Genomic DNA, 20,050 nt, shown 5'->3' with positions numbered 1-20,050 from the left:
CCGAATAATCGCGGTTTCCGGTTTTTGTCTTGTAACGGGCGCTCTCAAGCGGGTCGATTAGTGATAATCTCCCACGCTTCGACTGAGCCCGCCTCGTGCATGGGCGGGCCTGGTCAAAATAAACAGAGGCTACCTACGATGATCAAGACAAAAATCGCGCTGGCTGTATTGATGACGACGCTCGCCGTCGCACCAGCCGGCGCCAGCACGCACCACAAAGCCGCCCACGCCGCGGCCAAGAGCAGCGGCAAGTCCACGCATTCGACCCATGGGGCGCACGCCAGGAGCGGCGGCAAGGCCGCCAAGGGCAGCAGCAAACACAGCACCAGCAAAGGCAAGGGCAAGACCAGGGCGGTCGCCGCCACCGCCGTGGCCGCCGCAGCGGTGGCGCCGTCGCTAAAGCCGTCCGGCACGCCGGAACGCCGCCAGGACCGTTCCTTCGACGGCCAGAGCAGCCAGTTCCTGAACGCGCTGTGGCGCATCGATTCGGAAAGCGCGATCTACGCCGGCAAGTACGACACCGCCGCCACGCTGTCCATCCCCGACAAGGCCGGCCAGGCCAAGGAGCTGGCCTTCATCGACGAATGGAAGCAGCGTTTCAGCGCGATCAACGCCAGCCAGCTGTCGGCCAAGCAGCGCACCGACCTGGCGCTGCTGATCAACAAGCTCGACAGCGACCGCTTCCGCCTGACCACCCTGAAGGAATTCGAGTGGAATCCGGCCAGTTACAACGTGGCCGGCCCGATCGACTTGATCTTGAACACGGAATACGCGGCCCAGCCGCAGCGCCTGCGCACGCTGCTCAAGCGCATCGCCGGCATCCCGGCCTACTACGACGCGGCGCGCGCCAACATCGTCAACCCGACGCGCGAGCACACCCGCCTGGCGATCGCCCAGGCGCCCGGCGTGCAGACCTTGCTGACCGAGGTGGACAAGGCGGCGCAGGCGTCCATCCTGACGCCGGTGGAGAAGCAGCTGTTCACCCAGCGCGTGAACGCGGCGCTGACGGCGGTGGACGGCTACGTCGCCTTCCTGACCGAGATGGACAAGCAGATGGACACTGTGGGCCGCCGCAGCTTCCGCCTGGGCAAAGACTTGTATGAGCAGAAGTTCGCCTTCGACATCCAGTCCGGCAGCACGGCCGAGCAGACCTACCAGAAGGCGCTGGCCGCGCGCGAGGAATTGCTGGCCAATATGGAACGCATCTCCGACGAGCTGTGGGACAAGACCATGGGCGCCACCGCCAAGCCGGCCGACCGCTTTGCCAAGATCGGCATGGTGATCGACAAGCTGTCCGAGCGCCACGTGAAGCGCGAGGATTTCTTCGCCGAGATCCGCCGCCAGGTGCCGGTGCTGCAGGACTGGGTGATCAGCCACAACCTGCTGACGCTGGATCCGAAGAAACAGCTGGAAGTGCGCGCGACGCCCGCCTACCAGGCCGGTGTGGCGGGCGCCAGCATCGATGCGCCGGGGCCGTATCGCCCGCAGGACCGCACCTACTACAACGTGACGCCGCTTGGCGGCGCGACGCCGGAGGCGGCCGAGAGCAGCCTGCGCGAGTACAACTACTGGATACTGCAGATCCTCAATATCCACGAGGCGATACCGGGGCACTACGCGCAGCTGGTGTATGCGAACAAGTCGCCGTCGATCGTCAAATCCATCTTCGGCAATGGCGCGATGGTGGAGGGCTGGGCGGTGTATGGCGAGCGCATGATGCTGGAGTCCGGCTATGGCGACAACGCGCCCGAGATGTGGCTGATGTACTCGAAATGGAACCTGCGCAGCGTGACCAATACCATCCTCGATTACAGCGTGCATGTGTTGGGCATGACCGAGGAGCAGGCCATCGACCTGCTGACGCGCCAGGCCTTCCAGACGCGCAGCGAGGCGGTGGAGAAGTGGCATCGGGTGCAGGTGTCGTCGGTGCAGCTGACCAGCTATTTCAGCGGCTACAGCGAGATCATGGAATTGCGCGAGCAGCGCAAGCAGCAGCTGGGCGCCAAGTTCAACCTGAAGGAATTCCACGAGCAATTCCTGAGCTACGGCAGCGCGCCGGTGCGCGTGATCAAGGGCTTAATGACGCAGTAGGATCACGGCCGTTTGCGTGCGCGCAAACGGCTCATCCATTGATTCGATAGGGTGGGAGCTGGCCTGCGTTTTGGCTGGCTTCTGCTACTATTTAATCGGGGAGTGATCATGACCATGCCCATCAAATTCGACACACTTGAGTACGTTCGAACACTCGTAGAGGCCGGGATACCCAAGCCTCAAGCCGAGGCCCAGGCTCAAGCGCTGATTGAAGCGTTTGCCGAGGCGACCGTCACGCCCAGCGAGCTTGTGCTGCTCAGAACGGATTTCGTCGCCCGCATAGAAATCGTTAAGCACGACATGGATACGCTGAGGCAGATCGTGGATTTGCTGAAGCAAGACATGGAAACGTTGAAGCAGGACCTGGCTATCCTGAAGCAGATCGTGGAATGGCTGCAGCAGGCCGTGGAAACGTTGAAGCAAGACGTCGCTATTCTGAAGCAGGACGTGGCGACCTTGAAGCAAGACTTGGTGGCCTTGAAGCAGGACGTGGCGGCCTTGAAGCAAGACGTGGTGGCCTTGAAGCAGGACGTGGCGACGTTGAAGCAGGACGTGGCGGCCTTGAAGCAAGACATGGTGGCCTTGAAGCAGGACGTGGCGGCCTTGAAGCAAGACGTGGCGGCCTTGAAGCAGGACGTGGCGGCCTTGAAGCAGGACGTGGCGACCTTGAAGCAGGACGTGGCGACCTTGAAACAGGACGTGGCGGCCTTAAAGCAGGACGTGGCGGCCTTGAAACAGGACGTGGCGGCCTTGAAGCAGGACGTGGCGGCCTTGAGGCAAGACGTGGCGGTCTTGGGACGCGACTTGGAAGCCCTGAAAGCCAGCGTCAAAGCGAAATTCACCACGCTATTCTGGATGATGGGAATTTCGCTGACATTGAATGTCGTGATACTGGTGAAACTGTTTTCCTGAGATCAGGCCTTCTCTTCCGGCGCCGTTGACATGCGCACGAACATCGGCGCCACCAGCAGGCCCAGTTCGAACAGCAGGCACATCGGAATCGCCAGCGAGAACATGCTGACCGCATCCGGCGGCGTAACGATCGCTGCCACCACGAAGGCGCCGACGATGGCGTAAGGCCGTATCTCCTTCAGCTTGGCCACGCTGACCAAACCCATACGCACCAGAATCACCACCACCACCGGCACCTCGAAGGTCGCGCCAAAGGCCAGGCACATCGACATCACAAAATCCAGGTAGTTCTCGATATCCGGCGTCACCGCGATCGACTGCGGCGAGAACTCGGAGATGAACTGGAACACGCGCCCGAACACCAGGAAGTAGCAGAACGCCACGCCGGACATGAACAGCACCGACGACGAAATCACCAGCGGCGCGATCAGCCGCTTCTCGTGCGCATACAGGCCGGGCGCCACGAAGGCCCACAGCTGGTACAGCACCCACGGCAGCGACAGGATGATGGAGATGACCAGCGTCACCTTCATCGGCACCAGGAACGGTGAGATCACGCCGGTGGCGATCATCTTCGAGCCGACCGGCAGCGAGGCGATCATCGGCCGCGCGATGAAATCGTAGATATGCGACGGACCGGGCCAGATCATCAGCGCGATGCAGACGATGGCAATGCCGATCGATGCCTTGACCAGGCGGTCGCGCAATTCGATCAGGTGAGAGATAAAGGTCTCTTCGCCCTTTTCAGGAGTAGTCATTTAGTAGAACGAAGAAGAGGAGTTGCTGCCGGGGCGGAAGCGCGCCACGCGCGCGGCGCCGGAGGTCACGTGCATCTTGCCGCCGTTGCGCTGCTTGTACCAGCCGGGAATGGCCGAATTGCGCACCAGCTTCTTGCGCCGGAACTCGCGCGCCTTGCGCGACAGGTCGTCGGTGGTGACGTGGCTGATGGTCGGCGTGTGAATGGTCGGCGTGTCGTGCCAGGCGTTTTCCACCTCGGCCACGTGCTGCGACATCGAATTCTCGACGTCCGCCTTCACGCTCTCGGCCGCCGCCTGCACTTCCTTCTGGAGGTTTTTCAACTCCTCCAGTTCGATCTCGCGCGAGACTTCGGATTTGACTTCGTTGAGGTAACGCTGGGCGCGGCCGTACAGCGTCCCGGCCATGCGGGCCACCTTGGGCAGCTTTTCAGGACCGATGACGACCAGCGCAACCACGCCGATCACAGCAAGTTTGGTAAGACCGAGATCGATCATAAGGTGGTTTCAGCCGGGCAGGGAGCAGCGCTCCCCCAGCTTACTTCTTCTCTTTAGCGTCGACGTCGATGGTACCCGGCGCGGCTGGCGTGGCCGGCTTGTCGTCCTCGCCCTTGACGCCATCCTTGAAGCCCTTGACGGCCTTGCCGATGTCCGAACCCATGTTGCCCAGTTTCTTGGTACCGAAAACCAGCATCACGATGACCAGCACGATCAGCCAATGCCAAATACTAAATGAACCCATCATATTCCCCTTGCAAGGCGCATGCGCCCGATTATCCATTGAGACCAGAACTGCTGCGACAGTATAAGCGATGCGCCGCCTGTCATGTAGATGTCATACGGCTTAGCGCTGGCCGCGCCACGGGTGTGGGCCGCCGATCACGTGCAGGTGTAAATGGTACACCTCCTGGCCGCCATTGGGCCCACTGTTAATCAGCGTCTTGTAGCCGCCGGTCGGCGCGCCGTCCGCATCATAGCCGACGCCGCAGCCGGCTTCCTCTGCCAGACGGGGGGCCAGCGCCAGCATCTTGCCCAGCAGCGGCGCCTCGTTGGCGCTGCAATCGGACAGTGTCGAGAAATGTTTCTTCGGAATCAGCAACAAATGCACCGGCGCGGCCGGATTGATGTCCTTGAAGGCCAGCAGGTCTTCGTCTTCGTAAACGATGGCGGAAGGGATTTTCTTTTCAGCTATCTTGCAAAACAGGCAGTTTTCCACAACGACTCCGTGAGTGGGGGGTTATTCCTTGCGGGCGGCTTTTTCCTCGATGCCGGATACGCCTTCGCGGCGCGCCAGCTCGTCGAGCACCTGCTGCGGCTTCAAATCGAACTGGGCCAGCAGCACCAGCGTATGGAACCACAAGTCGGCCACCTCGTACAGCACCTTGCCACTGTCGCCGCCGGCGCGCGCATCCTTGGCGGCCATGACGGTCTCGGTGGCTTCCTCGCCGATTTTCTTCAGGATGGCGTCGTCGCCCTTGGAGAACAGCTTGGACGTGTAGGACGTGGCGGGATCGCCCCCGTTGGCCAGTTTGCGCGACTCGATGATGTCGGCCAGGCGGTCCAGGATAGTGCTCATGTCGGTTTCTTTGCTTTGGTTTTCGCCACGGTGGCGGGGGTGTAGATTTCCGATGGGTCCTTCAGCACCGGCTCGGTGTTCTGCCAGTCGCCTTCCAGCGCGTCGCCCTCGAACTTCTGGAAGAAGCAGGAATGGCGGCCGGTGTGGCAGGCGATGCCGCCGGCCTGCTCGATCTTCAGCAGCACCACGTCCTCGTCGCAGTCGAGGCGGATTTCCAGCACCTTCTGCACGTGGCCGGACTCCTCGCCCTTGTGCCACAGCTTCTTGCGCGAGCGGCTCCAGTAGACGGCCTCGCCCAGCTCGACCGTCTTGGCCAGCGCATCGCGGTTCATCCAGGCGAACATCAACACATCGTTGCTGCCCGCTTCCTGGGCGATGACCGGCACGAGGCCGTGCTCGTCCCATTGGATCTTCTTCAGCCATTTAGCCTTGGCCAAGGCGCTTGGGGTAGTCGACATCGTCATTTTCCAATTAAACCAGGCGCATCGGAATGCCCTGCTGCGCCATGAACCGCTTGGCTTCCTGCACGGTGTGCTGGCCATAGTGGAAGATGCTGGCCGCCAGCACCGCGTCGGCCTTGCCCAGCTTGATGCCGTCGGCCAGGTCCTGCAGGCCGCCGACACCGCCCGAGGCGATCACCGGGATGCTGATCGCGTCGGACACGCCACGCGTCAGGCCCAGGTCGAAGCCGGACTTGGTGCCGTCGCGGTCCATGCTGGTCAGCAGGATTTCGCCGGCGCCCAGCTGTTCCATTTTCTTTGCCCACTCGATGGCGTCGATGCCGGTGGCCTTGCGGCCGCCGTGGGTGAACACTTCCCACTTGCCCGGCGAAACCTGCTTGGCGTCGATCGCCACCACAATGCATTGCGAGCCGTGTTTTTGCGAGGCGTCGAACACCAGCTGCGGGTTGGTCACCGCCGACGAGTTCATGGCGACCTTGTCCGCGCCGGCGTTGAGCAGGCGGCGCACATCGGCCACCTCGCGCACGCCGCCGCCCACCGTCAACGGAATGAACACCTGCGAAGCCACGGCCTCGATGATGTCCAGGATCAGGCCGCGGTTGTCGCTGGTGGCGGTGATGTCGAGGAAGGTCAGTTCGTCGGCGCCCTGCTCGTCGTAGCGGCGGGCGATTTCCACCGGGTCGCCGGCGTCGCGCAGCTCGGTGAAATTGACGCCTTTGACGACGCGGCCGTCGGTCACGTCCAGGCAGGGGATGATGCGTTTAGCGAGCATTATTCTTCCGTGTCTTCTTCGACCACGTCGCCGCTCAGTTCATCCGCGCGCAACTGGGCCGAGGCCAGGTCGATGGTGCCTTCGTAAATCGAACGGCCGCAGATCACGCCTTCGATGCCTTCGTCCTGCACCGCGCACAGCGCTTCCACGTCGCCCAGGTTGTGCAGGCCGCCCGATGCGATGACCGGGATCTTGACCGCCTGCGCCAGCTTGACGGTGGCTTCGATGTTCACGCCGCCCATCATGCCGTCGCGGCCGATGTCGGTGTAGATGATCGATTCCACGCCATACGCTTCGAACTTCTGCGCCAGGTCGATCACTTCATGGCCGGACATCTTGCTCCAGCCGTCGGTGGCGACCTTGCCGTCCTTGGCGTCCAGGCCGACGATGATGTGGCCGGGGAAGGCGCCGCAGGCGTCGTGCAGGAAGCCCGGCTCCTTGACCGCGGCGGTGCCGATGATCACGTAGCTGATGCCGGCGTCCAGGTAGCGCTCGATGGTGTCGAGGTCGCGGATGCCGCCGCCCAGCTGCACGGGGATTTCATCGAGGTCGTTTTCCTCGGCATATTCCTGCACCACTTTCAGGATGGCCTTGACCGCGGCCTCGTTCTTCGGCTTGCCGGCGAAGGCGCCGTTCAGGTCGACCAGGTGCAGGCGGCGCGCGCCCTGTTTCAGCCAATGCAGGGCCATGTCGGCCGGATCTTCGGAAAATACGGTGGCGAGTTCCATATCGCCTTGTTTCAAGCGAACGCAGTGACCGTCTTTGAGGTCGATGGCAGGAATGAGCAGCATGATGGTTTAGGTAGATTTAGGGGTAAATGAAATCAAGGGTTCCAGTGAACGAAATTTTTGTACAACTGCAATCCGGCCGCGGCGCTTTTCTCCGGGTGGAACTGGGTCGCAAAAATATTATCACGGGCGACGGCGCAGCTGAACGGTGCACCGTAGACAGTTTGTCCGACGGTGTGTTCGCTCAGCGCAGGCTGGGCAAAATAGCTGTGCACGAAATAGAAGTAACTATCGTCCGCGATATCCTGCCACATCGGATGAGACGCGGTTTGATGGACTTGGTTCCACCCCATCTGCGGCACCTTGAAGCGCGAGCCATCCTCCTGCAACTGGCCGTCCAGCTGGAAGCGCACCACCTTGCCCGGCAACAGGCCCAGGCCGGCGGCATTGCCTTCCTCGCTGACGTCGAACAGCATCTGCTCGCCGATGCACACACCCATCAGCGGCTTGGTTTTGGCGGCCACCAGCAACGCGTCCTGCACACCGGATTCGCGCAGGCTGCGCATGCAGTCCGGCATGGCGCCCTGGCCGGGCAGCACGATGCGGTCGGCGCTTTCGATGTCGGCCACTTCGCCGGAGATCAGCACGTTGGCCTCGGGCGCGACGGCGCGCAGGGCCTGCGCGACCGAGCGCAGATTGCCCATGCCGTAATCAACTACTACGATTTTTTTCATGATTTTGCTTAGAGACTGCCCTTGGTCGACGGGATCGTGCCGGCGGCGCGCGGGTCCAGCTCGGACGCCATGCGCAGCGCGCGGCCGAAGGCCTTGAACACGGTTTCGCATTGATGGTGGGCGTTGGTGCCGCGCAGGTTATCGATGTGCAGCGTGACCAGCGCGTGGTTGACGAAGCCGCGGAAGAATTCCAGCGTCAGGTCGACGTCGAAGGTGCCGATCATCGCGCGCGTGAACGGGATGTGGTACTCGATGCCTGGCCGGCCGGAGAAATCCAGCACCACGCGCGACAGCGCCTCGTCCAGCGGCACATACGAATGGCCGTAGCGGACGATGCCCTTGCGGTCGCCGATGGCCTTGGCCACGGCCATGCCCAGCGTGATGCCGACGTCTTCCACCGTGTGGTGGTTGTCGATATGGATGTCGCCGGTCGCTTCCACTTCCAGGTCGAACAGGCCGTGACGGGCGATCTGGTCCAGCATGTGGTCCAGGAAGGGCACGCCGGTGTTCAGCTTTTGCTGGCCGGTGCCGTCAAGGTTGATGGAAACGCGGACTTGCGTCTCGTTGGTGTTGCGGGTGATTTCTGCGGTGCGGTTCATGAAAGGCTCGCGATGGCGATGGCGATAACGTTAGGATGCCAGCGATGCTGCGAAGGCATCGAGGAAGGCGGAATTCTCTTCCGGGGTGCTGACCGTGATACGCAAACAATTGGCCAGCACATCGTGCATTTTACCTACATTTTTGATTAATACCTTGCGGGACAGCAGTTTCGCATAGGCATCATCGGAATTCGGCACCCGTATCAAGATAAAATTCGCCGCCGACGGGAAGACCTGCACCCCGGGCATGGAGGCCAATGCAGCCATCAGATCGGCGCGTGCGGCGCGCAAATCGGTGGCCTGCTGGTTCAGCACCTCCACGTGGTCGAGCGCGAATTCGGCCGCTGCCTGCGTCAATACGTTGATGTTGTAAGGAGGCCGCACTTTGTCGAATTCCGCCAGCAATTCCGGCGCCGCCGACATGTAGCCGAGGCGGATGCCGGCCAGGCCGAGCTTCGAGACGGTGCGCATCACCACCAGGTTGTCGAACTCCGGCAGGCGGTGCATGAAGGTCTGCTGCGCGAACGGCTCGTAGGCTTCGTCCACCACAGCCAATCCGAAGCCGTCCAGCGCCTTGATGATGGCGACGATGTCGTCGGCCGCGAACAGGTTGCCGGTCGGGTTGTTTGGATAGGACAAAAACACCAGCGACGGCTTGTGCTGCGCGATCGCGGCCAGCATGGCCGGCAGGTCCAGCGTCAGGTCGGCCTTCAAAGGCACGCCGACATAGTCCATGCCGGCGAATTGCGCCGAGCGCTGGTACATGACGAACGACGGCGTCGGCGCCAGCACCACGGCGCGGCGGTCCTGCAGCGCGCAGCCGGTGCACAGGATCGAGATCAATTCATCGGAGCCGTTGCCCAGCATGACGTCGTAGCCGGCCGGCACGCCCAGCTTGGCGCGCACGCGTTCCTTGATGGTGGCGTAGGAGGCGACCGGATAGCGGTTCAGCGTCACGTCCACCAGGCGGTTGGCCAGCTCCTCGCGCAGGTGATGCGGCAGGTGGTAAGGGTTCTCCATCGCATCCAGTTTGATATAGCCACTCGCGTCGGCGACGTGGTAGCCATGGATGGCGCGCACGTCGGAGCGGATGGTGGTGTTGACCAGGGTGTCGATGGAAGACATCTTACTAAGGCTCCTATGAGTTGATTAAACTTCGCTTGGGTGATGCTTTTTTCTTCTTCTCCGGCGGCGCCGGCACTTCCGGCATCGCCAGGCGTTCGGCGATGATGGCGCAGTAGTCGGGATTCAGTTCGAAGCCGACGAAATTGCGCCCGCAGCGCTTGGCGGCGATGGCCGTCGTGCCGCTGCCCATGAACAGGTCCAGCACCACGCCGTCCGGCGGGCACGAGGCCTTGACCATGCGCTCGATGATCTCCAGCGGCTTTTGCGTGGGATGGTCGGCGCGCTCGGGATGCTCACGGTGCAGGCGCGACACGCTCCACAAATCCTTGGGGTTGTAGCCCACTTCCAGCCACTTGGCGCCGACGAAGATCGAGCGCGAACGGGCCTTCTTGGTTTCGGCGTCATAGGGAATGCGCACCGAGTCCAGGTCGAAGTAGTAATCCTTGCGGCGCACGAAGAAGCCGATGGTGTCGTGCACCGACGAGTAGCTGCGCACGCTGCCGCCCATCGACGGCACGCGGCGGTCCCAGATAATCTCGTTCATCATCGTCATGCGCTTTTTCAGCAGCACGAAGATCTCCGGCGAAAAGCGCCAGGTCAGGAAGATGTACAGGCTGCCGTTGGGCTTGAGCTTGGGCAGCGCTGCGTCTATCCATTGTTCGGTCCAGCGCAGGTACTCCTCCACCGTTTGCGAGTCGGAGTCGTTGCCGTAGTCCTTGCCCAGGTTGTACGGCGGGTCGGTCAGTATCAGGTCGATGGAGCCGTCCGGGATGCGCGCCAGTCCGGCCAGCGCATCCTCACAGAAGACCTGATTGATCCACGCTTCGGTCATTTGAGGCGCAGCTCCGCGCTGCGGGCGTGCGCCTGCAGGCCTTCGCCGTAGGCCAGTTCCGCCGCGACCTTGCCCAGCGTTTGCGCGCCGGCTTCGCTGACGTGGATGATCGACGAGCGTTTCTGGAAATCGTACACGCCCAGCGGCGACGAGAAGCGCGCGGTGCGCGATGTCGGCAGCACGTGGTTAGGGCCGCAGCAGTAGTCGCCCAGCGATTCGGACGAGAAGCGGCCGAGGAACATGGCGCCGGCGTGGCGGATCTGGTCGGCCCACTGCTGCGGGTTCTCGGCCGAGATTTCCAGGTGTTCGGCGGCGATGCTGTTGGCGATGGCGCAGGCCTCGGCCATGTCGCGCACTTTCACCAGCGCGCCGCGGTCGGTCAGCGAGGTGCGGATGGTTTCCGCGCGCGGCATCGCCGGCAGCAGCTTGTTGATGCTCGCTTCCACCCTGGCGATGTAGTCCGCGTCGGGGCACAGCAGGATGGCTTGCGCCAGCTCGTCGTGCTCGGCCTGCGAGAACAGGTCCATCGCCACCCAGTCAGGATCGGTGGTGCCGTCGCAGATGATCAGGATTTCGGACGGGCCGGCGATCATGTCGATGCCGACGATGCCGAACACGCGGCGCTTGGCGGCGGCCACGTAGGCGTTGCCGGGACCGACGATCTTGTCGACCGGCTGGATGGTCTCGGTGCCGTGCGCCAGCGCGGCGACAGCCTGCGCGCCGCCGATGGTGATGACGCGGGTGACGCCGGCAATCGCGGCGGCGGCCAGCACCATCTGGTTCTTCACGCCGTCCGGGGTCGGCACCACCATGGTGATTTCCTTGACGCCGGCGACGTGCGCGGGAATCGCGTTCATCAGCACCGACGATGGATAGGCGGCCTTGCCGCCGGGGACGTAGATGCCCACGCGGTCCAGCGGCGTGACCTTCTGGCCCAGCACCGTGCCATCGGCCTCGGTGTAGGTGAAGCCGTTCAGTTCCTGCTTCTGGCGCTCGTGGAACACGCGGATGCGCTGCGCGGCGGTGTGCAGCGCGTTGCGCTGCGCTTCGGGGATGGCGGCCAATGCGGCCTGCAGTTCGGCTTCGGGAATATCGAAGGCGGCCATGCTGGCGGCGCCGCCGTTCGGAATGCGGTCGAAGCGGTTGGTGTATTCCAGCACGGCGGCGTCGCCGCGCGTTTTCACGTCGGCCAGGATGCCGGCGACGGCGCGTTCGATCGCTTCATCGGTGCTTGCTTCAAATGCCAGCAGGGCGTCCAGTGACTTTTTGAAATCGGCTTGGGTGGAATCGAGCTTGGTGATTTGAATCGGCATGATGGTTTACTTTTTAGAGGCGCGTTCGAAGGCTTCGATGATCGGTTGCAGGCGGGCGCGCTTGATCTTCAGGGCGGCCTGGTTGACGATCAGGCGCGACGAGATGTCCATGATCGCTTCGACTTCTTTCAGGTCGTTGGCGCGCAGCGTGTTGCCGGTGCTGACCACGTCGACGATGGCGTCCGACAGGCCGACCAGCGGCGCCAGTTCCATCGAACCATACAGCTTGATCAGGTCGACGTGCACGCCCTTCTTGGCGAAGTGCTCGCGCGCCGTCTCGACAAACTTGGTGGCCACGCGCAGGCGCGCGCCCTGGCGCACGGCGGTCTCGTAATCGAAGCCGTTGCGCACCGCGACCGACATGCGGCAGGCCGCGATGTGCAGGTCGATAGGCTGGTACAGGCCTTCGCCGCCATGCTCCAGCAGCACGTCCTTGCCGGCCACGCCGAAGTCCGCCGCGCCATGCTGCACATAGGTCGGCACGTCGGTGGCGCGCACGATGATCACGCGCACATCGGGATCGTTGGTCGACAGGATCAGCTTGCGCGAAGTCTCCGGGTTTTCGGTGACGGTGATGCCGGCCGCTTCCAGCAGCGGCAAGGTGTCCTCGAAAATACGTCCCTTCGACAGCGCGAGGATCAGCTGCGGGTTGGCCTGGAATGCGCTCATGTTATTTAATCCGTTTGATGTTGGCGCCGACCGCGGACAGTTTCACTTCCATCTGGTCGTAGCCGCGGTCGAGGTGGTAGATGCGGTCGATCAGCGTTTCGCCGCGCGCGGCCAGCGCCGCGATCACCAGCGATGCCGAGGCACGCAGGTCGGTCGCCATCACGGGCGCGCCCACCAGCTGCTCGACGCCCTTGATGAAGGCCGTGTTGCCGTCGGTTTCAATCGACGCGCCCAGGCGGTTCATCTCCTGCACGTGCATGAAGCGGTTTTCGAAAATCGTTTCGGTCACGCGGCTGGCGCCGTCGGCGATAGTGTTCACCGCCATGAACTGCGCCTGCATGTCGGTCGGGAAGCCCGGGTATTCGGTGGTGCGGAACGTCACCGGCGTTGGGCGCTTGTCCATTTGCGCGCGGATCCAGTTGTCGCCGATGGTCATCTGCAGGCCGATCTCGCGCAGCTTGTCCAGCGCGGCGTCCATGATGTCGACGCGGGTGTTGCGGATCGTGATGTCGCCGCCGGTGGCAGCCACCGCGCACAGGAACGTCGCCGCCTCGATGCGGTCGGAGATCACGGCGTGCTTCGCGCCGTGTAGCTCGACCACGCCCTGGATCACCAGGCGGTTGGTGCCGATGCCTTCGATCTTCGCGCCCATCGCCACCAGCAGGTTGGCCAGGTCGGTCACTTCAGGTTCGCAGGCGGCGTTTTCCAGCACGGTCTCGCCTTCGGCCAGCGTCGCGGCCATCAGCAGGTTCTCGGTGCCGGTGACGGTGATCATGTCGGTGACGATGCGCGCGCCCTTGAGCTTTTTGCACTTGGCGTAGATGTAGCCGCCTTCGACGGTGATGTCCGCGCCCAGCGCCTGCAGGCCCTTGATGTGCTGGTCCACCGGACGCGAGCCGATGGCGCAGCCGCCCGGCAGCGAGACCTTGGCTTCGCCGAAGCGCGCCAGCAAGGGGCCCAGCACCAGGATCGAGGCGCGCATGGTTTTCACCAGCTCATACGGGGCTTCCAGCTTGTCGATGGCGCTGCCGTTGAGCGTGACCTTGTCGCCGTCCTGCGCCACTTTCAGGCCGGTCTGGCCCAGGAGCTTGAGGATGGTGGCCACGTCGTGCAGGTGCGGCACGTTGGACAGTTCGACATCGCCCGACGTCAGCAGGCCGGCGCACAGGATGGGCAGGGCCGCGTTCTTCGCGCCGGAGATGTTGATGTCGCCGTTCAGGCGATTGCCGCCTTGTATGAGGAGCTTGTCCATGCTTATCCTTGGTATTCTTCAGGGGTGAGGGTTTTCATCGACAGCGCGTGGATTTCCTCGCGCATGCGGTCGCCCAGCGCGGCGTACACGATCTGGTGGCGCTGGATCGGGCGCTTGCCGGCAAACGCGGGCGAGACGATCAAGGCCTGGAAGTGCTGGCCGTCGCCCTCCACTTCGAGGTGGGTGCATTCGAGGCCGGCCGAGATGTAGCCGTGGATCAGTTCTGGAGTAGTAGGCATGATGGGTCCTTAGAATTAGTGGCGCCTTAGTGGCGTAACCTGTAACCGCTGCGCAGCAAGCGTATCGCCAGCAGCGCCAGCGCGACCAGGAAGGCGGAGACGATGCTCACGCTGACCAGCGGGTTGACGTCCGACTGGCCGAAGAATCCGTAGCGGAAGCCGTCGATCATGTAGAAGAACGGGTTCAGGTGCGAGACCGTCAGCCAGAACGGCGGCAGCGAATGGATGGAGTAGAACACGCCGGACAGGAAGGTCAGCGGCATGATCAGGAAGTTCTGGAACGCGGCCAGCTGGTCGAATTTCTCGGCCCAGATGCCGGCGATCAGGCCCATGGTGCCGAGGATGGCGGCGCCCAGCAGCGCGAACACCACGATCCAGAACGGCGCCGTGAACGACAGGTGGGCGAACCACGCCGTCACCACGAACACGCCGAAACCGACCACGATGCCGCGCACCATGGCGGCGATCACGTAGGCCGAGAAGATCTCCCAGTGCGACAAGGGCGTGAGCAGCACGAACACCAGGTTGCCGGTGATCTTGGACTGGATCAGCGACGACGACGAGTTGGCGAAAGCGTTCTGCAAGACGCTCATCATCACCAGGCCGGGGATCAGGAAGGCGGTGTAGCTGACGTCCGCGTACACGGTGACGCGGCCTTCGAGCACATGGCCGAAGATCAGCAGGTACAGCATCGCCGTCAGGATCGGCGCGGCGACAGTTTGCGTGGCCACTTTCCAGAAGCGCAGCGTCTCCTTGTAGACCAGGGTGCAGAAGCCGGTGGAGATGAAGTTCATACGGTCCCCTTGTCCATGATCTGCAAGAAGATGTCTTCCAAATCAGCTTGTTGCAATTGCATTTCGTCGATCACGGCGCCGGATTCGCGCAGGCGCGCCAGCAGGGTTTCGACTTCGGCGTATTCGTTGACGCGCAGGCTGTACTTCTTGCCGTGCTCCGACTCTTCCGGATGCGTGACCAGGTGGCGCAGGTCCTCCGGCAGGTCGCCGGCGGCCAGGTTGACCGTCAGCTGCGAGCCGGAGATGCGGCGGATCAGCGATGCCATCGTGTCCAGCGCCACGACCTTGCCGCTCTTGAGCATGGCCACGCGCTTGCACATGGCTTGCGCTTCCTCCAGGTAGTGGGTGGTCAGCACCACGGTGTGGCCTTCGCGGTTCAGGCGCGAGATGAACTTCCACAGCGTCTGGCGCAGTTCGACGTCGACGCCGGCGGTCGGCTCGTCGAGCACGATGACGGGCGGCTTGTGCACCAGCGCCTGCGCCACCAGCACGCGGCGCTTCATGCCGCCGGACAGGGCGCGCATGTTGACGTCGGCCTTGTTGGTCAGGTCGAGGTTGTGCATCACCTCATCGATCCAGGCGTCGTTGTTGGCCAGGCCGAAGTAGCCGGACTGCAGGCGCAGCGTCTCGCGCACGGTGAAGAAGGGGTCGAACACCAGTTCCTGCGGCACCACGCCCAGCTTCTTGCGGGCGGCGCGGAAATCGCCGGTGACGTCATGCCCGTGGATGGTGACCTTGCCGGCGTCGGGACGGATCAGGCCCGCGATGATGGAAATCAGGGTGGTCTTGCCGGCGCCGTTGGGGCCCAGCAGGCCGAAAAATTCCCCCTCCTCGATGGAAAGGGACACGCCGCCCAGTGCCTGGAGCGACTTGTAGCGCTTCTCGACATTACTTATTTGGATCGCTGTCATGCTTGACTTATCTGTAAGGTGCGGCGGCGCGAACCGGCGCGGTGTGGCCTAAACTTGGCGGAAGGTGTTGCGGGCGCCGCGGCTCTCAGGCAGCGGCAACGTTCAATTATATTGGAAATTCGGATCGGCAGAGCCGGACTGGCTTTTTACCAGGGGTACAGCGGGCGGCGGGGTGGGGCGGGGGTCAATGATGGTGATGCGAAGACGAGTCGTCGGCGAGACCGGTCTTTTTGGTGAAGAAGGATTCCGGCGCGTTGACCGGGGCAAACTCTTCGTGGGCGGGATTGGCTGGTGCGCCGCAGTCCTGGTCCAGCTTGACGCTGGCCGGGAACAGCAGCGAGCACACGCCGTACAGCTTGGTCAGGCTTTGCAGCGCCGGCGGCAGGTTTTTCAGTTCCAGCTTGACGCCGGCGTCCTGGGCGGCGCGCTGCCACGCCAGCATGACCGACACCGCCACCGAATCCACCGTCAATACATGGCGCAGGTCGAACACGGTCTGGCCGGCCTTGAGGGCCGCCAGGCCGCGCTCCAGCGCCGCGGAGGCGTTGAGCACGGTCAGGGTCGTGAGCGACTGCAGGTTGTCGGTGGCTTCGGAAACGGCGGTGGACATGGCGTTATGGCTTACTTGGCGACGGTTTTCAGGGGCTTGTTGGCCAGCGACTTGTTCTTTTCCGTCAGCGTCTTGATCAGGCCGTCGATGCCGCCCTTGCTGATTTCGGAGGCGAACGTGCCTTTGTAGGTCTCGACCAGCCACGCGCCCAGCACGTTGATGTCGTAGATCTTCCAGCCGGCCGGGGTCTTGGCGACGCGGTAGTTCAGCGGGATCGGTTCGCCGCGGGTCACGTTGACCTGTGAGCGGACTTCCACTTCGTTGTCGGACGGGTCGGAACGCATCGGCTTGAACTCGACGGTTTCGTTTTTAATCTGCGACAGCGCGCCCGAGTAGGTGAAGATCAGCAGCGTGCGGAACTGGTCCGACAGCGCTTTTTGCTGCTCGGGGGTGGCGTCGCGCCAGAAGCGGCCGGCCGCCAGCGCGGTCATGCGCTGCGAGTCGACGTAGGGCAGGATCTTGCTTTCGACCAGGTCCAGCACTTTCTTCTGGTCGCCGGCCTGGATGGCTTTGTCGGCCTTGGCGGTCTCGATCACTTCCTGGCTGATGCGCTTGACCAGCACGTCCGGCGCTTCATTGGACGGCGCGGCGGCCGCGTGGGCGTTGACGGCCAGCGCGACAGTTGCCAAGGCGATAAGTTGTTTAATCAATTTCATGTTGTCGTTACCTTTGTGTGGTTCTTCGGGGTCACTGGCTGACGGTAGCCGCAGCCGGTGCGCCAGAGTTTAACTCTTTTGGCGCCGATTCGGATGACACAGGGGTAGAACTTTGTGCGGCAGCGACCGGTTTGGCTTCCGGCTTGGCTTCCGGCTTGCCTTCTGGCTCGGCCGAGTCATCCTTGGAAGGCTTGCGCGGCGCGTCGTCGCCGTCCGGATGAATCTGGCTTTCGCGGCGCTGCAGGAAGCCGTCGCGGATGAATTCGTAACGGTCCAGGGCGGCGTCTTCCAGCAAACTGGTCGCGTTCAGCAGGTTAGCACGTTGATCGACTACGCGGAGCGCGGTACCGGTGTTGCGGATGTAGACCGGTTCCTTGTAGCCCCAGATATCGCCCTTGATGTCCAGCGGCAAGGCCACCGTGTCGCGCACGGTCGAAGGCCCCAGCAGCGGCAGCATCAGGTACGGGCCGGACGGCACGCCCCAGGTGCCCAGCGTCTGGCCGAAGTCTTCCTTGTGCTTCTGCAGGCCGGCTTCCGAGGCGATGTCGAACAGGCCGACGATGCCCAGCGTGGAGTTCAGCGCGAAGCGGGTGACGTCCGACATGCCGGCTTCGCCATGGCCTTGCAGCAGGTTGTTGACGCCGGTCCAGGCGTCGGCCAGGTTGCCGAAGAAGTTGTTGACGCCGGTCTGCACAAAGTTCGGCAACACGTTGCGGTAAGCCGTCGCGGCGGGCTTGAGCGCGTAGGTGTCGACCGTGTCATTGAAGCTGAACATGGCGCGGTTGAAACCCTCGTACGGGTCGCGCGGGTTCGGGCCGGCGCAGCCGGCCAGCAGCACGGTGACGCCCAGCGCCAGTGCGGCGCTGCGGAGGTGTTTGGCGGTGCGTTGCGTCATTTGCTGTCCTTTCCTTCTGCAGCTTTGCTGTAGATGAACTGGTTAATCAGGTCTTCCAGTACGGCGGCCGACTGGGTCCGGGCGATCTTGTCGCCGGCGGCCAGGTTGGCGGTGTCGCCGCCGGCTTCGATGCCCACGTATTGCTCACCCAGCAGGCCGGCCGTCAGGATCTTGGCCGAGCTGTCTTTCGGGAACTTGTAGCCTTCTTCCATGTTCAAGGTTACCAGCGCCTGGTAACTCTTGTCATCAAACTTGATCTCTCCCACACGGCCTACCACCACGCCGGCCGCCTTGACCGGGGCCTGCGGGCGCAGGCTGCCGATGTTGTCGAACTTGGCGGTGATCGGGTAGGCCTTGCCGAAGGACATGGACCCCATGTTGCCGGCCTTCAGCGCCAGGAACATCAGCGCGGCGACGCCGACGACGATGAACAGACCGACCCAGACATCCAGAGATTTACGTTGCATAGCGATTCCTTAGTTTCTTATCTTTTATTTACTGAACATCAGCGCCGTCATCATGAAGTCCAGCCACCAGATCATCAGCGATGAAATCACGACCGTGCGGGTGGTGGCGCGCGCCACGTCTTCCGGGGTCGGCTGGGCTTCGTAGCCCTGGTACAACGCGATGAACGTGATGGCGATGCCGAACACCACGCTCTTGGCAAAGCCGTTGTAAATATCTTTCCAGATGTCGACGCCGCCCTGCATCTGCGACCAGAACGCGCCCTCGTCAACGCCGATCAGCTGCACGCCGACCAAGTAGCCGCCGAACACGCCGACCGCACTGAACACCGACGCCAGCAGCGGCACCGAGATCACGCCGGCCCAGAAGCGCGGCGCCAGCACGCGCTGGACCGGGTTGACGGCCATCATCTCCATTGCCGACAGCTGCTCGCCCGCCTTCATCAGGCCGATTTCAGCCGTCAGCGAGGTGCCGGCGCGGCCGGCAAACAGCAGCGCGGTGATCACCGGGCCCAGTTCGCGGGTCAGGCCCAGCGCCACCAGCAGGCCCAGCGACTGTTCCGCGCCGTATTTGTTGAGCGTGTAATAGCCCTGCAAGCCCAGCACCATGCCGACGAACAGGCCGGACAGGGTGATGATCAGCATCGAATAATTGCCGATGAAATGCAGCTGCTCGACCACCAGCGACGGCCGCCTCAGCAGGCCGGGCGACACGCCCAGCATGTTGGCAAAGGTGCGGCTGCCGTAGCCGATGCTTTCAACGTAATCGCGCAGCGGCGCGCCCAGCTTGGACAACCAGTTCTTCAGACTCATACTTGCACTCCCAGGCCCAGGTCATCGGCCAGGGATTTGCCTGGATAGTGGAACGGCACCGGGCCATCGGCCTCGGCGTTGACGAATTGCTTCACATACGGGTCGGTCGACACCATCATGTCGGCCGGCGTGCCGTGCGCGACGATCTTGCCTTGCGACAGGAAGTACACATAGTCGGCGATGGCGAAGCATTCCTTGACGTCGTGCGAGACCAGCACGGTGGTCGAGCCCAGCGCGGTGTTCAGGTTGCGGATCAGGTTGGCGGTGACACCCATCGAGATCGGATCCAGGCCGGCGAACGGCTCGTCGTACATGATCAGTTCCGGGTCCAGCGCGATCGAGCGGGCCAGCGCCACGCGGCGCGCCATGCCGCCGGAGATTTCGCCCGGCTTGAGCTTGGCGGCGTTGCGCAGGCCGACCGCGTGCAGCTTCATCAGCACCAGGTTGCGGATCAGCTCTTCCGACAGGTCGGTGTGCTCGCGCAGCGGGAAGGCGACGTTTTCGTACACGGTCAAGTCGGTAAACAGCGCGCCGTGCTGGAACAACATGCCCATCTTGCGCCGCAGCAGATACAGGCCGGCGGTATTGAGCTTGTGCACCACCTGGCCCTGCACTTTCACATGGCCGCGTTGCGGGCGGATCTGGCCGCCGATCAGGCGCAATACCGTGGTCTTGCCGCTGCCCGAGCCGCCCATCACAGCGATCACTTTTCCACGTGGGAAGTCCATCTGGAGGCCCGACAGGATGGCGCGCTTTCCATAGGAGAAGTGTAAATCACGGATTTCGACTAGATTAGCCACGACTGAACTCATTTTTTTGAATGCCGTATTGTAGTGCAGAAAGGTTAAT

Annotated in this window: 26 protein-coding genes; 2 read left to right on the top strand and 24 right to left on the bottom strand. The window is 62.9% G+C overall.

Translation table 11 applies throughout. From position 1 onward, the window contains the following. Positions 1 to 138: 138 nt before the first annotated feature. Together GTP90_RS08325 and GTP90_RS08320 are read left to right on the top strand one after the other, a co-directional pair. Positions 139 to 2,091 carry a DUF885 domain-containing protein gene (locus GTP90_RS08325; protein WP_161083062.1) on the top strand — a complete coding sequence of 651 codons (1,953 nt, stop codon included), beginning with the start codon at positions 139 to 141 and terminating at the stop codon, positions 2,089 to 2,091. 108 nt (positions 2,092 to 2,199) lie between these two features. Beyond that, positions 2,200 to 3,003 carry a DUF1640 domain-containing protein gene (locus GTP90_RS08320; RefSeq protein WP_161083061.1) on the top strand — a complete coding sequence of 268 codons (804 nt, stop codon included), beginning with the start codon at positions 2,200 to 2,202 and terminating at the stop codon, positions 3,001 to 3,003. A gap of 2 nt (positions 3,004 to 3,005) precedes the next feature. Here GTP90_RS08320 and tatC read toward each other — a convergent pair whose 3' ends face one another. The 24 genes from tatC to GTP90_RS08200 form a co-directional block, all read right to left on the bottom strand. Next, positions 3,006 to 3,761 carry a twin-arginine translocase subunit TatC gene (gene tatC / locus GTP90_RS08315; RefSeq protein WP_161083060.1) on the bottom strand — a complete coding sequence of 252 codons (756 nt, stop codon included), beginning with the start codon at positions 3,759 to 3,761 and terminating at the stop codon, positions 3,006 to 3,008. Beyond that, positions 3,762 to 4,256: a Sec-independent protein translocase protein TatB gene (gene tatB / locus GTP90_RS08310; protein WP_161083059.1), complete on the bottom strand. Its 495-nt coding sequence runs from the start codon at positions 4,254 to 4,256 to the stop codon at positions 3,762 to 3,764. A gap of 40 nt (positions 4,257 to 4,296) precedes the next feature. Further along, positions 4,297 to 4,500 carry a Sec-independent protein translocase subunit TatA gene (gene tatA / locus GTP90_RS08305; RefSeq protein ID WP_117012745.1) on the bottom strand — a complete coding sequence of 68 codons (204 nt, stop codon included), beginning with the start codon at positions 4,498 to 4,500 and terminating at the stop codon, positions 4,297 to 4,299. Positions 4,501 to 4,602: 102 nt separating this feature from the next. Continuing rightward, the gene (locus tag GTP90_RS08300) at positions 4,603 to 4,974 is read right to left on the bottom strand and encodes a histidine triad nucleotide-binding protein (RefSeq protein ID WP_161083058.1); all 372 of its coding nucleotides are present in this window, start codon (positions 4,972 to 4,974) and stop codon (positions 4,603 to 4,605) included. A gap of 21 nt (positions 4,975 to 4,995) precedes the next feature. Continuing rightward, positions 4,996 to 5,334 (bottom strand): phosphoribosyl-ATP diphosphatase, encoded by a 339-nt coding sequence (locus GTP90_RS08295; protein WP_117012191.1) that lies wholly within the window; start codon positions 5,332 to 5,334, stop codon positions 4,996 to 4,998. Continuing rightward, a complete protein-coding gene (gene hisI / locus GTP90_RS08290; RefSeq protein ID WP_161083057.1) occupies positions 5,331 to 5,792 on the bottom strand; it encodes a phosphoribosyl-AMP cyclohydrolase in 462 nt (153 codons plus the stop codon). The genes GTP90_RS08295 and hisI overlap by 4 nt, the downstream gene beginning before the upstream one ends. A gap of 13 nt (positions 5,793 to 5,805) precedes the next feature. Then, positions 5,806 to 6,567 (bottom strand): imidazole glycerol phosphate synthase subunit HisF, encoded by a 762-nt coding sequence (hisF, locus tag GTP90_RS08285; protein WP_161083056.1) that lies wholly within the window; start codon positions 6,565 to 6,567, stop codon positions 5,806 to 5,808. Next, positions 6,567 to 7,358 (bottom strand): 1-(5-phosphoribosyl)-5-[(5-phosphoribosylamino)methylideneamino]imidazole-4-carboxamide isomerase, encoded by a 792-nt coding sequence (hisA, locus tag GTP90_RS08280; protein ID WP_161083055.1) that lies wholly within the window; start codon positions 7,356 to 7,358, stop codon positions 6,567 to 6,569. Before hisA ends, hisF begins: the two co-directional genes overlap by 1 nt. Before the next feature lie 32 nt (positions 7,359 to 7,390). Continuing rightward, positions 7,391 to 8,029 carry an imidazole glycerol phosphate synthase subunit HisH gene (gene hisH / locus GTP90_RS08275; protein WP_161083054.1) on the bottom strand — a complete coding sequence of 213 codons (639 nt, stop codon included), beginning with the start codon at positions 8,027 to 8,029 and terminating at the stop codon, positions 7,391 to 7,393. An 8-nt stretch (positions 8,030 to 8,037) separates the two neighbouring features. After that, positions 8,038 to 8,628 carry an imidazoleglycerol-phosphate dehydratase HisB gene (gene hisB, locus GTP90_RS08270; RefSeq protein ID WP_117012196.1) on the bottom strand — a complete coding sequence of 197 codons (591 nt, stop codon included), beginning with the start codon at positions 8,626 to 8,628 and terminating at the stop codon, positions 8,038 to 8,040. Between the two features lie 30 nt (positions 8,629 to 8,658). Then, positions 8,659 to 9,753 (bottom strand): histidinol-phosphate transaminase, encoded by a 1,095-nt coding sequence (hisC, locus tag GTP90_RS08265; protein WP_161083053.1) that lies wholly within the window; start codon positions 9,751 to 9,753, stop codon positions 8,659 to 8,661. Between the two features lie 13 nt (positions 9,754 to 9,766). Further along, on the bottom strand, positions 9,767 to 10,585 hold the full coding sequence (locus tag GTP90_RS08260) for a DNA-methyltransferase (RefSeq protein WP_161083052.1): 819 nt from the start codon (positions 10,583 to 10,585) through the stop codon (positions 9,767 to 9,769). Next, entirely contained in the window at positions 10,582 to 11,898 is a 1,317-nt protein-coding gene (gene hisD / locus GTP90_RS08255) for a histidinol dehydrogenase (RefSeq protein WP_161083051.1), read from the bottom strand. Before hisD ends, GTP90_RS08260 begins: the two co-directional genes overlap by 4 nt. A gap of 6 nt (positions 11,899 to 11,904) precedes the next feature. After that, positions 11,905 to 12,567, bottom strand: coding sequence for an ATP phosphoribosyltransferase (hisG, locus tag GTP90_RS08250; protein ID WP_161083050.1), 663 nt, complete (start codon positions 12,565 to 12,567; stop codon positions 11,905 to 11,907). Between the two features lies 1 nt (position 12,568). Continuing rightward, positions 12,569 to 13,819 carry a UDP-N-acetylglucosamine 1-carboxyvinyltransferase gene (gene murA / locus GTP90_RS08245; protein WP_161083049.1) on the bottom strand — a complete coding sequence of 417 codons (1,251 nt, stop codon included), beginning with the start codon at positions 13,817 to 13,819 and terminating at the stop codon, positions 12,569 to 12,571. Between the two features lie 2 nt (positions 13,820 to 13,821). After that, positions 13,822 to 14,058: a BolA family protein gene (locus tag GTP90_RS08240; RefSeq protein ID WP_161083048.1), complete on the bottom strand. Its 237-nt coding sequence runs from the start codon at positions 14,056 to 14,058 to the stop codon at positions 13,822 to 13,824. A gap of 26 nt (positions 14,059 to 14,084) precedes the next feature. Continuing rightward, positions 14,085 to 14,852, bottom strand: a complete 768-nt coding sequence (locus GTP90_RS08235) for an ABC transporter permease (protein WP_161083047.1) — start codon at positions 14,850 to 14,852, stop codon at positions 14,085 to 14,087. Further along, positions 14,849 to 15,763 (bottom strand): ABC transporter ATP-binding protein, encoded by a 915-nt coding sequence (locus tag GTP90_RS08230; protein WP_161083046.1) that lies wholly within the window; start codon positions 15,761 to 15,763, stop codon positions 14,849 to 14,851. Before GTP90_RS08230 ends, GTP90_RS08235 begins: the two co-directional genes overlap by 4 nt. 184 nt (positions 15,764 to 15,947) lie before the next feature. Then, positions 15,948 to 16,373: an STAS domain-containing protein gene (locus GTP90_RS08225; RefSeq protein ID WP_161083045.1), complete on the bottom strand. Its 426-nt coding sequence runs from the start codon at positions 16,371 to 16,373 to the stop codon at positions 15,948 to 15,950. Between the two features lie 11 nt (positions 16,374 to 16,384). Then, positions 16,385 to 17,029, bottom strand: coding sequence for an MlaC/ttg2D family ABC transporter substrate-binding protein (locus GTP90_RS08220; protein ID WP_161083044.1), 645 nt, complete (start codon positions 17,027 to 17,029; stop codon positions 16,385 to 16,387). 31 nt (positions 17,030 to 17,060) lie between these two features. Then, positions 17,061 to 17,924, bottom strand: a complete 864-nt coding sequence (locus tag GTP90_RS08215) for an MlaA family lipoprotein (RefSeq protein ID WP_161083043.1) — start codon at positions 17,922 to 17,924, stop codon at positions 17,061 to 17,063. Further along, entirely contained in the window at positions 17,921 to 18,391 is a 471-nt protein-coding gene (gene mlaD / locus GTP90_RS08210) for an outer membrane lipid asymmetry maintenance protein MlaD (protein WP_161083042.1), read from the bottom strand. Before mlaD ends, GTP90_RS08215 begins: the two co-directional genes overlap by 4 nt. 24 nt (positions 18,392 to 18,415) lie before the next feature. Further along, positions 18,416 to 19,201, bottom strand: a complete 786-nt coding sequence (mlaE, locus tag GTP90_RS08205) for a lipid asymmetry maintenance ABC transporter permease subunit MlaE (RefSeq protein WP_161083041.1) — start codon at positions 19,199 to 19,201, stop codon at positions 18,416 to 18,418. Beyond that, positions 19,198 to 20,001, bottom strand: a complete 804-nt coding sequence (locus tag GTP90_RS08200) for an ABC transporter ATP-binding protein (RefSeq protein ID WP_161083040.1) — start codon at positions 19,999 to 20,001, stop codon at positions 19,198 to 19,200. The genes mlaE and GTP90_RS08200 overlap by 4 nt, the downstream gene beginning before the upstream one ends. Positions 20,002 to 20,050 lie beyond the last annotated feature (49 nt).

It is taken from the genome of Duganella vulcania (assembly GCF_009857655.1).
GTDB classification, from domain to species: Bacteria; Pseudomonadota; Gammaproteobacteria; order Burkholderiales; family Burkholderiaceae_D; genus Rugamonas; species Rugamonas vulcania.
The sequence above is the reverse complement of the archived record's forward strand: the minus strand, read 5'-3'. Positions and strand labels throughout refer to the sequence as shown.